The organism is Eubacterium sp. 1001713B170207_170306_E7, assembly GCF_015547515.1.
Classification (GTDB): Bacteria; Bacillota; Clostridia; order Eubacteriales; family Eubacteriaceae; genus Eubacterium.
Genome location: NZ_JADMVE010000001.1, coordinates 306188 through 321703 on the forward strand (window position 1 = coordinate 306188; position 15516 = coordinate 321703).

Below are 15516 nucleotides of genomic sequence, written 5' to 3' on the forward strand. Positions count from 1 at the left end.
ACGCACTGGTCTCATACTGTCAAAGAAGTGGCGCAGCCGAAACTGCGCCTTTTATCCAGATAAGAAAAAGTGTCCAGGCGCTGTGAATAACGGCCAGGAGTCGAGCTGCTTTATCAGAACAGCCGGACATTGGTGATATATCGTATAGACTTTAGTGAAAAAGATGCAGGAAAATGGGCAGTGCCCGCAGGACGGCTTTTTCTTCCTTAGGTAAAAGACTTCGTTTCTTGAAGTTTTTAATACGTTGAGACCGGCGCAGATTTGCGCCGATCTTTTTTTACAAACAAAACGGCAGACAAAAGCTTTATCCGGCATAAAAAGAAATGACCAGAGGCGGAAAGCATGCTATAATCGTCATATACCACCGGGAACAGTGCGCCGGACGGCCATATTTGTTTTCAGGCACTGTGAAAAAGAACATTCAATATTGTGGAGGAACGACGATGAGTGAGCCATTGCATTTTAAGACCCGCGACGCGTTCAGACGCTGGCTGGAGGATAACAGCCAGTCCAGCGAGGGCGTCTGGCTGGTGTTTGGAAAAACAAAAGCGTTTGTGACGCTAAAAGCAAGCGAAGCGCTGGAGGAAGCCCTGTGCTTTGGGTGGATCGACGGCCAGATGAAGCGGGTAGACGACCAGTCCTATATCAAGTATTTTTCCGCGCGCAGAAAGAACAGTCAATGGTCCGAAAAGAACAAGGCCCTGGTCGAAAGGCTGGAAAAAAGCGGACAGATGACAGATCTCGGCAGAGAAAAGATCGAGGAGGCCAAAAAGAACGGCCAGTGGGCCAGCGCCGCAGGGCCCACCGCCATCACCGCCGGACAGATCGAGGCAGTGGGCGGACTGCTGCGGGAAAACGAACTGGCCTATGCCAATTTTCAAAACATGCCGCCCTCTGTGAAAAAGACCTATACAAGAGCCTATCTCGACGCCAAAACAGAGGCCGGCCGGACCAAACGCCTGGCGTGGATGACCGGACGGCTGGAAAAAAATCTGAAGCCTATGTGAGGAGGCAGCCCGGCGCTTCGGTTCGGCTTTTACTTCCCTAAGTCTTAAAAGGCCTGTAAAACATTTACAGGCCAGTGCATTCCAGGATATAATAAACTTAAGAACAAAAGGAGGGTCTGAAAATGCCTTTATTAAAAGAAGATTACACCGAAAAGCCCATAAGTCTGGAGGAGTTTGAAAAGCTTCCGGCCGACGAGCAAAAGGTTTATGAGCTCATCGACGGAATGGTGATGATGACACCACGGCCAAATGTCGCGCACCATGATATTTCAGGAAATCTTTACTTTGCGTTAAAGACTTACCTGACAGGAAAACAATGCAAAGTGTACAACGAACTGGAAATACGCCTGAATAAAGATGTTTTGGTGCCGGATCTCAGCGTGCTGTGCGACCCGGATAAATTCACCGACCAGCGTTATGAGGGCCCGCCTGCCATTGTCATTGAAATCCTGAGCCCCGCTACCTACCGCAACGATCTTTTCGTCAAGCTCAATAAGTACCAGCTGGCCGGCGTTCGGGAATACTGGATCGTGAACCCTAAGGTAAAGGCTGTCACCGTTCATTATTTTGAGCATGAAACCGCTGCAGAATTCACTGCAGAGGATACCCTGGAATCCAAAGTGTTTGAGGATCTGAGTGTTTCGCTAAAGGCTGTTTTTGAGTAAGACAGCAGAGAATCTCATTATTTTGAGATTCTTTTTTAATTTTTGTAAGATTTTGCTTCTGGGCGCGTCTTGGGGCTGACAGGCTCCTCCCATTCGCCGGTTCATGATTTTTTTACGATTCTGTTAATCATGCTTCCTGTTTCTGCTGCTCTGGTTTATCAGTCGGTCAAAAAGCGTCGGCTAACGAAATATTATTGGGCTTAATAAATTCTTAAAAATTGCCTTTCTCTGCGCATTTGTTGTTATTCAGGTCAACCTGTACTATAATGATAGTCAAAATCAAACAGAAATAATTCAAGCGAGGTGAAGCATGAAAAATTTTAGTATGCCGGAAACGGTCAGTCCGTTTTTGGAGCAGGAGGAGCTGGAACGGTTAAGCCAGAGTCTTGAGAAAAACGTCTCCCGGGAAGCGGCAGAGGCGCTGGTCCGCCGTGTCCCGCTGCGGCCGGGAGCAACGCCCAAAGAGAGGGCCGAGTGGGTAAACCGCCTGTCGGAGGAGCTGGAGGCAAGCTTTGACCGGGAGACCATTATCAAAATAAGAATGGGCTGCCACTGCAACGAAAACGGCCGGCTGGAGGAAACCGCTGAGGCTTTCAGAGCGCTGTACCAGTCCAACGGCCAGAATCTGGAACGCTTTGTCAGCCACCTCAACAAGAGCGGCGCGGGCTGGCGCATCAAGGGAGACGCGCTGTATACCAAAATGTTTACTTGTGAGTGCCCCATGCTGGAAAAGGCAGAGCCCTCCCCGTCCCTGACCTGGTGCTACTGCACCGCCGGGTACAGCAAAGCCTTCTTTGAAGCCGTATTTGAGCGGCCGGTAGAGGTCGAGCTGCTCCAGACCATCAAGCAGGGGCATGACTGCTGCCTGTTGAAGATTACAGGAATCCTTTAAGTTAAAACAGATGTGAGGAGGTTAAAACCAATGAAATCAAAAGCATGGGACTGGGAGAAAAACCAGTCGGATTACTGGCTTACCCCCTGTGTGGAGAGTCCCTATCTCGCGGAGCGCTGGCAGAGCAGGGGCTTTTTGCGTTTTCTGGATCTGGGCTGCGGCCTTGGGCGGCACGCGGTTTACATGGCTCAAAAAGGCTTTGAGGTCACCGCCGCCGACCTGTCCGAGTGCGGCGTTGCGCACACCCAAAAATGGGCCGGGGAGGAGCAGGTTCCCCTCACGGCCTGCGTGGCCGATATGCTCGACCTGCCCTTTGAGGACAACACCTTTGACTGTGCCCTGGCCTACAATGTCATCTACCATACGGATATTGCGGGCTTTCAGGTCGCTCTGGCGGAAATCCGCCGGGTGCTGAGACCGGGCGGCGAGCTGTTCCTCACGCTCATTTCCAAGAGCAGCTACGGCTACGAGCATGCAGACAGCAGCCGGCGCATTGACGCCAACACCCTGCTGTCGGAAAAGAGCGGTACTGAGACGGGCGTGCCCCACCTCTATGTGGATCTGGCAGACATCCAGCGTTTCTTTAAGGACTGGCAGCTTGAGGACAGCCTGAGAGAGTCCTGTGTCCATAACCTTGAGGCCCCGCAGGACTACAGCACCCACTGGAGCCTTATGGTCCGAAAATAAATCCGGCCGATTGGATATTGACAAGCATGGTGGAAGCAGGTATAATGATAAAAAATGAATAACCTTTGAGGTGCTTAGCAATAAGAGAATAGGGAAACCGGTGAAAATCCGGTGCGAACCCATCACTGTAAACAGGGACAAAGCCTGAAAGCCACTGGAGCAATCCGGGAAGGCGGGCCGCGGACGAGCTGTAAGCCAGGAGACCTGCCTTAAAGAAGAAATGCGTGCAGGGGGATAATGCAGCGGCGTGTTTGAATAAACGAAATCTCGGAAAATGGGACCGATGAGCAGAGTGCTTATCGGTTTTTTTATTTACCAAAAACCGGGCGGGCCTGTTTTCCACGGGGAGATGTTCATATCCAAAAGGATTTGACATAAAATTTCAGTTTAATGGAGGAAAAGATGAAAAAGAAAGTGATTGCGCTGATGTGCGCGCTGCTTCTGCTGGTTCCGGTATTCGCCGGGTGCAGCCAGAACGGGGATTCAGCAAAGGCGGAGAGCATTACCGTGGTGGACGATACAGGCCGTGAGGTAACCATTCCACAGCCCCTTGAAAAGGTGGTGGTGGCCAACCGCTACAATTCTGAGCTGATCCGTGGGATCGGCGCCATTGACAAGGTGGTGGCCGTGGATAAGAATACGGCCCAGGACCGAGTGTACTGGAGTCAGTTCGACCCGGAAAATGTCATCGGCAAGGGCCAGAGCGAGCTGAACTATGAAAAGATCGCTGAGCTGGGCGCTCAGGTACTCATTACTCCGGACAACGGCACCTGGGAAGAGGACATTAAAAAACTGGAGCCCTTCGGCATTCAGGTGGTCGTGGTATCCGGCTATAATAACGCCGAGCTGCCAAAGGAAATCGAGATTCTGGGCAAGCTGTTCGGCAAGGAAAAGGAAGCCGAAAAGCTTACCAAATTCTACCAGGATAATATGGATCTGGTGGCGGAAAAAATCAAGGACGTCAAGGGAAGCAAAAAGGTGTACTGGGAATACGGCGACCCGAATACCACCTGTATCCCGGGAACCAGCAATGACGGCTGGAACAGCATGCTGGTCAACGCCGGCGGTGTCAATATTTTCGGCGATCCTACCATTACCGGAAAGACCATCGACCCGGAAAAGATCCTGCTGGAGGATCCGGACCTCATCATCAAGACCTCGTCCGGCCCGGCCCTCAAAAATACCGGTGTCTACACGCCGCCGACAGCTGAGGATTACAGCACCATCTCCAGCGAAATGCTGAGCCGCGCGGGCTGGTCCGATTTAAAGGCCGTCCAGAATGACGATTTCTATGTGACCACTGGCTTCTGCGCCGGCGGACTGGGCAAGATGATCGGAACCGTTTATACCGCGAAATGGCTGTATCCCGAACAGATGAAGGATGTTGACCCCGACGCGATCTTTGACGAATGGATGGAAATCCAGGGAGTTGATCCGGTAGAGGGACACGTTTTCCAGGTTAAGCATCAATAGCTATGGAAAAGCAGCCATCGTTAAAGGCCTATCACAAAAAACGAGCGGCTCTGATGCTGGCAGCGGTGATCCTTCTGGTCATTGCTGCCTTTTCCAGCTGCTTTGTCGGCGTTGCCAATGTGACCGTGGGGCGGGTGCTGGCCACCCTGCTGCCCGGCGGCCATTTTATGGGCGCGGCGGCCCTGAACCAGACCGAGCTCACCGTGCTCATGCAGCTGCGCCTGCCGCGCATCACCATGGCGCTGGTTTCCGGCGTGGGCCTGGGTATCAGCGGGCTGGTCATGCAGGCCATCACGGGCAATAAGATGGCAAGCCCTTTTACCACCGGGCTTTCAAACGCCGCGGCCTTTGGGGCTTCGCTGGCCATTATTTTTGGCTTTATGCCCTTTGGCAGCAACCAGGTGGGCACAGTCCTGATGGCCTTTGTATTTTCCTTTATCTGCGCCGCCATGGTGTACGGCATCGCCTCGGCCAAGGGCATGGGCAAGACAACGATCATCCTGATCGGCATTGCCCTCAACTATTTCTTTTCAGCCCTGAACGCCAGCATGCAGTATGTGTCCAACGAGCAGCAGCTGTCCGCCATTGTCCACTGGACCTTCGGCAGCCTTTCGGAGATCACCTGGGAGCAGATCATCGTGGTCTCGGTCATTCTGCTCCTGACCTTTCCGTTTATCATCCGGTTTGCATGGCATTACAACCTGTTGTCCACCGGCGATGAAAGCGCGGTGGCGCTGGGCGTTAATGTCATGCGGCTGCGGCTGCTTTCGGGCATTGCGGTCACGCTTATTTCCTCGGCCATTGTCAGCTTTACCGGGGTTATCGGTTTTGTGGGACTGGTGGCGCCGCATATCGCCAGGCTTTTGATCGGCGGCGACTACCGGGCGCTCATACCGCTGACGGCGCTTTCGGGCGCCATCCTGCTCATCGCGGCGGACACCGTGGGCCGCGTGGTGGTCTCGCCGGTGATCATTCCGGTGGGCATTGTGGTTTCCTTTATCGGGGTGCCGGTGTTTATCTATTTAATTGTAAAAGAACAGAAAGAGCGGTTGGTCTGATGAAAATGACAATTCGAGATTTAAGCTTTGGCTATCGAAAGGCCAGGATTTTAAAGGGGGTCAGCATCGACGTGGAGCCGGGAAGGCTGTGCGTGCTGCTGGGGGCCAACGGAGCAGGCAAAAGCACGCTGATCAAGTGTGTTAACGGGATATTGAAGCCTGAAGAGGGCGAGATCCGCCTGGATACCACCGATCTTCTCAGACTGCCGCAAAAGGAAAAGTCCAAGCTCATCGGCTATGTGCCCCAGAGCACTGAGGTGGAGGACAGCGGCCTGAATGTCTTTGAGATGGTGCTGTCCGGCCGCGTGCCCCATATGAAGGGAAAAATGAAGGATGCCGATTATGAGATTGTCCGGTCAGTTCTGGAAAAGATGTCCCTCACCGCTTACAGCACCAAGCTTTTGAACCAGCTGAGCGGCGGTGAGCGCCAGCGGGTTTTTATCGCCCGCGCGCTGGCCCAGGAGCCGGTGGTCATGCTCTTAGACGAGCCGACCAGCAACCTGGACCTGCGTTACCAGCTGGAAACCATGGAGATCGTAAAAGGCCTCTGCCAGGATAAGGGCATGACGATTATGGCGGTGATCCACGACGTCAACACAGCGGTCACCTTTGCCGACCAGGTGGTGCTCATGAAGGACGGAAACATCCACGCCACCGGCCATCCCGATGACATTCTGAACACGGAGAGCCTGGAGCGCATTTTTGACGTCCGGGTCGCGTTTGCCGCCTATCAGGATAAACAGTATGTGATTCCCAAGCGGTGCGCCGGCTGAAAATTAAAGGAATACCGGTCTGCCCGCCGCGCTGTCAATAAAAAGCAGCGCGGCGGGTATATTTTTTAAAGAAAGGCTTTTAAATCAGATGAAATTTATGCTATAATAAGCATGTAAAACGATTACTATCTTGTGCTAAATTAAATAATTGTAAATTCGGTGATTTTGCTTGATCTTTTCGCTGCTTATATTACAATTATAAGGTAACTGTACAAATAGTGAAAGCCAATGTTTAAATTAATTATTTATCAGGAGGATAAAATATGAGTATTCGATTTGATTATTCCTATGCGGGACTGTCTCAGGAAGAGTTGGACAACAAGGCGGCACAGATCAGCCTGGCGGACAAAATGCTAAAGGAAAAAACAGGCCCCGGCAGTGATTTCTTAGGCTGGTATGATTACCCGGTGGCTTATGATAAGGAAGAATATGCCCGTATCAAAAAAGCGGCGGAAAAAATCAAGGGCTCCTGCGACGCCTTTATCGTGATCGGCATCGGCGGCTCTTATCTCGGCTCCAAGGCGGTGATCACCGCGCTTACCAGTACCTTCTTCAACGAAGAAACAGACCGAAAAGCGCCTAAAATTTACTTTGCCGGCGAAAACATCAGCGGCAAATATATGAAAGACCTCATTGAGCTGGTCAAGGATCAGGACATCTGCGTCAATGTGATCTCCAAATCCGGCACCACCACCGAGCCGGCCATCGCTTTCCGTTTCTTCAAGGAAATGCTGGAAAAGAAATACGGAAAGGACGGCGCAAAGGACCGTATTTTCGCCACCACCGACAAGGAGCGGGGCGCTCTGAAGTTCCTGGCTGACCAGGAGGGCTACGAAACCTTTGTGATCCCGGACGATGTGGGTGGCCGTTACTCGGTTTACAGCGCTGTGGGCCTGCTGCCCATCGCCGTTGCGGGGATCGACATCGACGCATTCATGGACGGGGCCAAATCCGGCTATGAGGACTATGGCGTGGACGCCATTGCCGATAACGCCTGCTACCAGTACACCCTTTACAGAAGCTGCCTGTACAACCGCGGCAAGGCCATCGAGATTCTGGTGGACTACGAGCCCTCCCTGCGCTATTTCTCCGAGTGGTGGAAGCAGCTTTACGGCGAGAGCGACGGCAAGGACGGCAAGGGCCTGTTCCCGGCATCGGTTCATTTCTCAACCGACCTGCACTCCGTGGGACAGATTATCCAGGACGGCCATAAGAATATTTTTGAAACCATTCTGGCAGTGGATGAGCTGGACGGCGATATGACGGTTAAGCATGAGGAGACGGACCTGGACGGCCTCAACTACCTGGAAAACCGCACCATGCAGGATGTCAATGAAAAGGCTTTTCTGGGTACCCTGCTGGCCCATGTCGACGGCGATGTGCCAAACGGCATCATCTACCTGTCCAAACTGGATGCCTTCCACGTCGGCAAACTGGTTTATTTCTTTGAAAAGGCCTGCGGCCTCGGTGGCTACCTCCTGGGCGTTAATCCCTTTAACCAGCCAGGGGTCGAAGCCTACAAGAAAAACATGTTTGCCCTGCTGCACAAGCCAGGCTATGAAGAACTGACCGAAGAACTGGAAAAGAGACTTCCCAATAAATAAAATATCATGCCAGGACCGGCGCTGCTTCGCGCTGGTCTTTTTTTGACGAAAGGGGTGTCCATTACCCGCAAAAATGACCATTGGCAGAACGGGTGGATTATGGTAAGATAAACAAATTGGAAGCAAAAGGAGGAATTATGGAAAAAAACGAAAAGCATACGTCTGACAGCAGGCATATCCATCAGAACGGCGGCTTTACCAACAGCCTGGGGTTTGTGCTGGCCTGTGTCGGCTCCGCGGTGGGGCTCGGCAATATCTGGATGTTTCCCTACCGTGTGGGACAGTACGGGGGCGGCGCGTTTTTAGTGCCCTATATTTTATTTATTGTTATTTTCGGTCTGGTGGGCCTCTCTGCGGAGTTCGCCATTGGCCGGCGCGCCAAAACCGGAACCCTGGGCGCCTACGAGTACTGCTTTAATAAAATCGGAAAAGGAAAGCTCGGTTATATTCTGGGCTGGATTCCGCTGCTGGGGTCTCTGGGCATTGCCATCGGCTACGCCATTATCGTGGGCTGGATCATCCGCTCGCTGGCCGGGTCGGTCACCGGCGCGATCCTCAACACGGACGCGGCGGCTTATTTTGGCCAGGCCACAGGCAATTTCGGCAGTGTGCCCTGGCATGTGCTGGTCATTGTCATTGCGGCGGGTATCCTCATGTTTGGGGCTACCAAGGGGATCGAGAAGATCAACAAGGTTTTGATGCCGTCCTTCTTCATTCTCTTTGCCATTCTGGCCATCCGTGTGGCTTTTCTGCCCGGTGCGGTCGAGGGCTACAAGTTTTTGTTCATGCCGGAGTGGAGCGACCTGCTGAAGGTGGACACCTGGGTTATGGCCATGGGTCAGGCGTTTTTCTCGCTGTCCATTACCGGCTCAGGCATGATTGTCTACGGCACCTACCTGAACAAATCTGAGGATATCCCAAAGGCCTCCATGCGGACGGCCATGTTTGATACGCTGGCGGCCATGCTGGCAGCACTGGCCATTATGCCGGCGGTGTTCGCTTTTGGTATCGAGCCCAACGCGGGCCCGCCGCTCATTTTTATCACGCTGCCCAGCATCTTTAAGCAGATGCCCTTTGGCCAGCTGTTCGCGGCACTGTTCTTCCTGTCGGTGGCCTTTGCGGGCATCACCAGCCTTATCAATATGTTTGAGGCTGTGAGTGAATCGCTCCAGAACCGCTTTGAGCTGCCGCGCAAGGCCGCGGTGGCCCTGTGTGCCGGCGTGGCGCTGCTCGTCGGGATTTTCCTCGAGGCGGAGCCGAACGTGGGCTCCTGGATGGACTTTATCACCATTATTGTCGTGCCCTTCGGCGCTGTGCTGGGCGCGGTATCCATCTATTATATCCTGGGCTACAAGGACATCAAGCAGGAGCTGGAGCTGGGCAGAGAAAAGCCCCTGGGTGCTTATTTCGGCCCGCTTGCAAAATATGTCTATGTGCCGCTGGCGGTGGTGGTATTCATCCTCGGCCTCGTCTATGGCGGTATTGGCTGATTCTTTTATAAGCTGGAGAATGGCAGTTTCTCCGGCTTTTATTTTTGAGGACTTATACATAAAAATGAAAGAATATGCAAAATCGCTTTACTTTACTCAAGTTTTCTAATAAAATAAGTACATTAATATTTTTTTAAGGAAGCGAGGAGTTATGAGTACGATATTAAATCCTGAATTTATTATTTTTGTGATCTATCTCATCATGCTGGTTGGCATAGGACTCTATTTTTACAAAAAGACCTCGAGTATTGAGGGGTTTCTTTTGGGAGACCGGGGTCTGGGCAGCTGGGTTACCGCCTTTTCGGCCCAGGCCAGCGACATGAGCGGCTGGCTGCTGATGGGCCTGCCGGGCGCCATTTACCTGGGCGGCATGCCAGAGGTATGGATCGGTATTGGCCTGTGTGTGGGCACGATTTTAAACTGGAAGTTTGTGGCCGCGCGTCTGCGGACCTACACGGAAAAAACCGATTCCCTGACCCTGTCCACTTTTTTTGAGCGGCGGTTCAAGGACCCGACTGGCGCGATTCGTGTGATTTCCGCACTGATCATTTTAATTTTCTTTACCATTTATTCATCCTCTGGTATGGTGGCCTCCGGCAAGCTGTTCCAGATGATGTTCGGCATTGACTACACCACTGCGGTGCTCATCGGTGCGCTGGTCATTGTGGCCTACACCTTCCTTGGCGGGTTTCTGGCAGTATGCTGGACCGACCTGATCCAGGGGGTCTTAATGATCATTGCCATCGTGGTGGTGCCGATTCTGGCCATGAGCCACCTGGGCGGCATGCAGCCCACGCTGGACGCCATGGCGACCCAGGGGCTGAGCATGAACCTGCTGGGTGGGGGCATCTCGGTCATGGCCATTATCTCCGCTGCCTCCTGGGGCCTCGGCTATTTTGGACAGCCCCACATTTTGGTCCGCTTTATGGGCATCAAAAGCATCCGGGATCTGCCAAAATCCATGACCATTGCCATCATCTGGGTGATCATCGCCCTGACCGGCGCCATTTTTGTGGCGTTGCTGTCCATTCCGCTGTTTCCGGGCCTCACAGACGGTGCCCAGGAAACCGTGTTTATGCTTATGATCCGCAAATTCTTCCCGCCGTGGATCGGGGGGATTTTCCTGGCAGCCATCATGGCAGCCATCATGTCCACCATTGATTCACAGCTGCTGGTTTCCTCCTCCGCGCTCACCGAGGATCTGGCCCGTATCTTCCTTAAAAAGGAGCTGACGGAAAAGCAGAGCGTGAATCTGGGACGTTTATCGGTCATCATCATCGCGATCATTGCCCTGTTTATGGCGCTGGTGCCAAACTCCACGGTTATGGGACTGGTCTCCTACGCGTGGGGCGGCTTTGGCGCGGCCTTTGGCCCGCTGGTGCTCTTTGGTCTGTACTCTAAGAAAACAAGCTGGAAGGCAGCCCTGGCCGGTATGGTGGTCGGGACGCTGACCGTGATTATCTGGAAGCAGACCGGGCTGAGCAACACCCTGTACGAGATCGTGCCGGGCTTCTGCCTGAATGTGATCACCATTCTGATCGTCAACGCTTTCTCCAAGGCGGACAAAACCGCAGAGGCAGAATTTGACGAGGTGCTCGAGGAAATGAAAGCCATCAGGGCTGAATAAAATAACGAAAAAAACGGCTGGCAGACAGCCGTTTTTTTAATGTCCTTAAAATATTTAAGGTACCTGTACAAAAAACTTGACATATAAAACAGGTACCTGTATAATAAAAAACATAAGGTACCTGTTATAAAATAAAGGAGGCAAAAAAATGGACGAAAAAGATATGGAATTATATGAAAAGCTGTCAAGGCTTCAGTGGCTCATGCAGCGCAGCCGCCTGAAAAATCATGTTAAAAACGGTTCGGTGGGAGACCCGACACGGGGGCAGGGCAGAGTGCTGGCCATGCTTAAGATACAGCCCGAAATCAGCAGCAAGGATCTGGCCTATCTGCTGGGCATACGGCAGCAGTCCCTCAATGAGCTTTTGAACAAGCTGGAAAAGAAGGGCTATGTAACCCGCGTGCCCTCCGAGACAGATAGGCGGGTCATGCTTGTCCGTCTGACCGAGCAGGGAAAGCAGGCTCAGGAGCAGGACAGCGAAACGGAAGACGTGGGAATTTTTGACTGCCTGTCGTCCGGGGAGCGGGAACAGTTTAACGAATACCTGGACCGGATGCTCGCAGCCTTTGAGAAAAAATACGGAGACGGCATGGACGATGGCGCCAGAGAATGGATGCGCGGTGCCTGTGAGCGTATGGGCAGGGACCAGTTTGAGCGGCTTATGAATATGCGGATGGGCGCCCATTCCTTCGGGAACCATTTTGGGCAGGGTGGACCAGGCTTCGGGCCCTTCGGCGGCTTTGGCCGGCCGAATGACCCGGAGGACGAGTAATCCGGCAGCCTGCCAGTGCTGCCATGTTTTAAAGCCGAAAAGGAGGGATGAGTATGTTTTCAGCAATAGCCCTGTGTTTTTACGGCATTTACCTGATCCACGAAGCGTATAAAGCGGACAAGGAACAGGTGCAGCAATCGTGACATAGTAAGGATGACGATATACCGGGAGGTATATCGCCTTTTTGCGTTTAGATGTGTTTGAATTTGCTTAAAAATGATCAATTGAGTTCTTTTTTGATTGACAAAGTCTTGAAAACACGCTATGATAAACAATATAAAACGAAAATAAACCTATTTAAACAAAAAATCTGTTTAAATTTGTTTGAATAATGAGGCAGGACATGTTTCCAATAGAGAGAAGAGAAAAAATAATCGAAAACCTTGAAAAGAATGGCAGCATCACCGTCGAGGCGCTGGCGCAGAAGCTCAAGGTTACGCCTACCACCATCCGCCGGGATCTGAAATACCTAGAGGATAACGACCGCATTACCCGCACCTTTGGCGGAGCAGTGGTGAAGGAGGGGCTGGTGGAGGAAATCGCTGTCGCCAAAAAAGCCAGCGCCTACCAGGCCGAAAAGAAACGTATCGCAAAGGCCGCCGAGAAGCTGATCGAGGACGGACAGACCATTGTGCTGGACGCGGGTACCACCAGCATGGAGCTGGCTCTGCTGCTGGCCCAGGGAACCAGGCAGATCAGCGTGGTGACCGATGATATCCTCATTGCCGCCAGACTGCTGGAAGCGCCTTTTGTGGATGTCCACTGCACCGGCGGCCATGTCCAGAAGCATGTGGGGGTGTGCCTCGGCGGCCACGCCGAAGCCTTTTTTGAGGGCATTAACGCCGACATCGCTTTTCTGGGCGCCAGCGCGGTGGATGTGGAGAAGGGCGTGAGCTCGCCGTCGCTTGAAAAGGCGGCGCTCAAGCAGCAGATTCTGGAATGCGCCAGAGAAAGGGTGCTGCTGTCCGACAGCTCAAAATTCGGGCGGGTGAGCTTTGCCAAGATCTGCGGCATCGACCGTTTCGACCGGATCATCACCGATGCGGGACTGGAGCCTGAGAGTGAAGCGCGCCTTCTGGAAATGGAAATTGATGTGATTAAAGCTTAAGGGGGAAAGCAAATGGCAAGGGCAGTAATCATCGCAGACGACTTGACCGGGGCCAATGTCACCGGCGCGCTGCTGAGAAAAAACGGCTACCGCTTTGCGACCTTTCGGCGCAGCGCGTCCGTCGGGCCGGAGGTTTTGTCGGACTATGACGCCGTAGCCGTCAGCACCGACAGCCGGGGCATCACGCCCGGGGCGGCCTGGGCGGCTGTGAGCGAAACGGCCCGGGCCTTTCCGCTGCCAGAGGACGGCTTTTACCAAAAGCGGATCGACAGTACCCTGCGGGGCAACATCGGCGCGGAAATTGACGGGCTGCTGGACACCCTTGGCGGCGAAGCCGTTGCCCTTGTCTGCGCAGCCTATCCGGATGTGGATAAGCGGGTGGCAGGAGATTACCTCTTAGTCGAGGGGGAGCTGCTGGAGCGCACCGGCGTGAGCAGAGACCCTAAATGCCCGGTGACCCAATCGTCAGTCCGGGCCATTCTGGAAAAGCAGACCCGCTACCCGGTGGGGACAATCTGCATGGATGTGGTGGCCCAGGGAGCAGAGGCCATCAGGGCGGCGGCAGTGCAGCTTATCCGGCAGGGCGTCAGGATTATCAGCTTCGACGCAGTGGCGGGCAGCGACATCACTGCCATCGCTCAGGCAGGCACAGCCCTTGGCCATCCCTTTATCACGGTGGATCCGGGGCCGCTGACGCTGGCCTGCCTGAACGTGGGGAAAAAACAGCGCCCCCGGAAACAGGTGCTCATGGCCATCGGCAGTGTGGTGCCTATTGTCAGGCAGCAGGCAGAGGCCTTTGAAGCCTTTTTCAAAACTGAGCTGGTGCAGGCCGATGTACTGGCCCTGCTGGATGAAAACCGCTGTGCCGCCGAGAGGCAGCGCATTTTCACAGCTTTGGACAAATGTGCCGGGCACAGTGATTTTGTGGGCATCATGACCGCTAAACATGAAGCTGATGTGCTGGACCTCCGGCAGACTGCCGAGTACTTCGGCTGTGATGTCGAGACCCTGTCCGGGCGCATCAGCCAGGCCATCGCCTCACTGGCCGCCGCCTATCTCAAGGCCCACAGCCACGAGATACAGGCCCTTTACACCAGCGGAGGGGACATTACCCTGGGCGTGTGCGAAGCGCTGGAGAGCGCAGGTATCTGCGTACTGGATGAGATCGAGCCCTTTACCATGTACGGGGAGCTGATCGGCGGCCGGTACAGCGGCCTGCCCATTGTGACAAAAGGCGGACTGGCCGGAAAAGTGGAGACACTGCGGAACGCCATGTCCTATTTACAGATAAAACTAGCCGAAAAGGAGTAAGAATATGAAACCAATCATTGCAATACCCATGGGCGATGCAGCAGGCATCGGCCCGGAGATTACCGTTAAGGCCCTGGCCGATAAAATGATCCAGGACATTGCCCGCTGTGTGGTCGTGGGCGATAAGGACGTCCTGGAGGACGCGATCCGCTTCAGCGGAGTGGATTTAAGGATCAAATGTATCGGGGAGCCAGAGGACGGCGATTACGAGCCGGGTGTTTTAAACCTGATCGACCTGGACAACATTGATATGAACGCGCTTAAAATCGGGGAAATCCAGGCCATGACCGGACAGGCGGCCTACGAATACATCAAAAAAGCCACGGAGCTGTGCCTTGAGCACAAGGCCGACGTGCTGTCCACCACCGCCATCAACAAGGAATCGCTAAAGCTGGCGGAGGTGCCCTATATCGGGCACACCGAGATCGTGGGTGCGCTGACCGGGACAAAGAATCCGCTGACCATGTTCCAGGTCCGGAGCCTGCGGGTGTTCTTTCTCACGCGCCACGTTTCTCTGAGAAAGGCCTGTGACCTGGTGACAAAGGACAGGCTGCTCACCTTTACCCGCGACTGCGTGAAGGCGCTGGACGTGCTGGGCGTCGAGAACCCAAAAATCGCCGTGGCGGGCTTAAATCCCCACAGCGGTGAGCACGGCCTGTTCGGAACCGAGGAGGTAGACCATGTGATCCCGGCAGTCCAGGAGGCAAAGGCCAGCGGTATTGACATTGAAGGCCCCATCGGCGCCGATTCAGTCTTTTACCAGGCCCTGAACGGACGCTACGACGCGGTGCTTTCCCTTTATCACGACCAGGGGCACATTGCCACCAAGATGGTGGACTTTGAGCGCACCATCTCCATCACCAACGGAATGCCCATCCTGAGAACCTCGGTGGATCACGGCACCGCGCTCGATATCGCGGGCAAGGGCATTGCCAGCCCGGTCAGCATGGTCGAGGCTATCCGCCTGGCGGTAGAGTACGCGCCCAATTTTAAGCGCGAATCCCAGAGTTTGCAGGCAATGTAAGCATTGCAAAAATATATTAAAATAC

At 53.6% G+C, this 15516-nt stretch carries 14 protein-coding genes and 1 riboswitch; all 14 genes read left to right on the forward strand.

Translation table 11 applies throughout. The features are described 5' to 3' along the window. Positions 1–443: 443 nt before the first annotated feature. The 14 genes from I2B62_RS01635 to pdxA all read left to right on the forward strand — a co-directional run bounded on the left by I2B62_RS01635 (position 444) and on the right by pdxA (position 15491). Entirely contained in the window at positions 444–1007 is a 564-nt protein-coding gene (locus I2B62_RS01635) for a YdeI/OmpD-associated family protein (protein ID WP_195267235.1), read from the forward strand. 122 nt (positions 1008–1129) lie between these two features. Further along, complete coding sequence (locus tag I2B62_RS01640) at positions 1130–1672, forward strand: Uma2 family endonuclease (RefSeq protein ID WP_195267236.1); 543 nt, start codon at positions 1130–1132, stop codon at positions 1670–1672. Positions 1673–1982: 310 nt separating this feature from the next. Next, a complete protein-coding gene (locus I2B62_RS01645) occupies positions 1983–2564 on the forward strand; it encodes a DUF6144 family protein (RefSeq protein WP_195267237.1) in 582 nt (193 codons plus the stop codon). A gap of 30 nt (positions 2565–2594) precedes the next feature. Then, complete coding sequence (locus I2B62_RS01650) at positions 2595–3251, forward strand: class I SAM-dependent methyltransferase (RefSeq protein ID WP_195267238.1); 657 nt, start codon at positions 2595–2597, stop codon at positions 3249–3251. A gap of 51 nt (positions 3252–3302) precedes the next feature. After that, positions 3303–3478, forward strand: a riboswitch (cobalamin riboswitch). 175 nt (positions 3479–3653) lie between these two features. Further along, positions 3654–4724, forward strand: coding sequence for an ABC transporter substrate-binding protein (locus I2B62_RS01655; RefSeq protein ID WP_243259385.1), 1071 nt, complete (start codon positions 3654–3656; stop codon positions 4722–4724). 2 nt (positions 4725–4726) lie between these two features. Further along, positions 4727–5782 carry an iron ABC transporter permease gene (locus I2B62_RS01660; protein ID WP_195267240.1) on the forward strand — a complete coding sequence of 352 codons (1056 nt, stop codon included), beginning with the start codon at positions 4727–4729 and terminating at the stop codon, positions 5780–5782. Then, complete coding sequence (locus tag I2B62_RS01665) at positions 5782–6555, forward strand: ABC transporter ATP-binding protein (protein ID WP_195267241.1); 774 nt, start codon at positions 5782–5784, stop codon at positions 6553–6555. Before I2B62_RS01660 ends, I2B62_RS01665 begins: the two co-directional genes overlap by 1 nt. 263 nt (positions 6556–6818) lie before the next feature. Then, positions 6819–8159 carry a glucose-6-phosphate isomerase gene (locus tag I2B62_RS01670; RefSeq protein ID WP_195267242.1) on the forward strand — a complete coding sequence of 447 codons (1341 nt, stop codon included), beginning with the start codon at positions 6819–6821 and terminating at the stop codon, positions 8157–8159. Between the two features lie 137 nt (positions 8160–8296). Beyond that, positions 8297–9649 carry a sodium-dependent transporter gene (locus I2B62_RS01675; protein ID WP_195267243.1) on the forward strand — a complete coding sequence of 451 codons (1353 nt, stop codon included), beginning with the start codon at positions 8297–8299 and terminating at the stop codon, positions 9647–9649. Positions 9650–9800: 151 nt separating this feature from the next. Continuing rightward, positions 9801–11276: a sodium/proline symporter PutP gene (gene putP, locus I2B62_RS01680; protein ID WP_195267244.1), complete on the forward strand. Its 1476-nt coding sequence runs from the start codon at positions 9801–9803 to the stop codon at positions 11274–11276. Positions 11277–11424: 148 nt separating this feature from the next. Next, positions 11425–12048: a MarR family transcriptional regulator gene (locus I2B62_RS01685; protein ID WP_195267245.1), complete on the forward strand. Its 624-nt coding sequence runs from the start codon at positions 11425–11427 to the stop codon at positions 12046–12048. 343 nt (positions 12049–12391) lie between these two features. Beyond that, on the forward strand, positions 12392–13156 hold the full coding sequence (locus I2B62_RS01690) for a DeoR/GlpR family DNA-binding transcription regulator (protein ID WP_195267246.1): 765 nt from the start codon (positions 12392–12394) through the stop codon (positions 13154–13156). A gap of 12 nt (positions 13157–13168) precedes the next feature. After that, positions 13169–14467, forward strand: coding sequence for a four-carbon acid sugar kinase family protein (locus I2B62_RS01695; protein WP_195267247.1), 1299 nt, complete (start codon positions 13169–13171; stop codon positions 14465–14467). A 4-nt stretch (positions 14468–14471) separates the two neighbouring features. Then, positions 14472–15491 carry a 4-hydroxythreonine-4-phosphate dehydrogenase PdxA gene (gene pdxA, locus I2B62_RS01700; RefSeq protein ID WP_195267248.1) on the forward strand — a complete coding sequence of 340 codons (1020 nt, stop codon included), beginning with the start codon at positions 14472–14474 and terminating at the stop codon, positions 15489–15491. Positions 15492–15516: the final 25 nt, after the last annotated feature.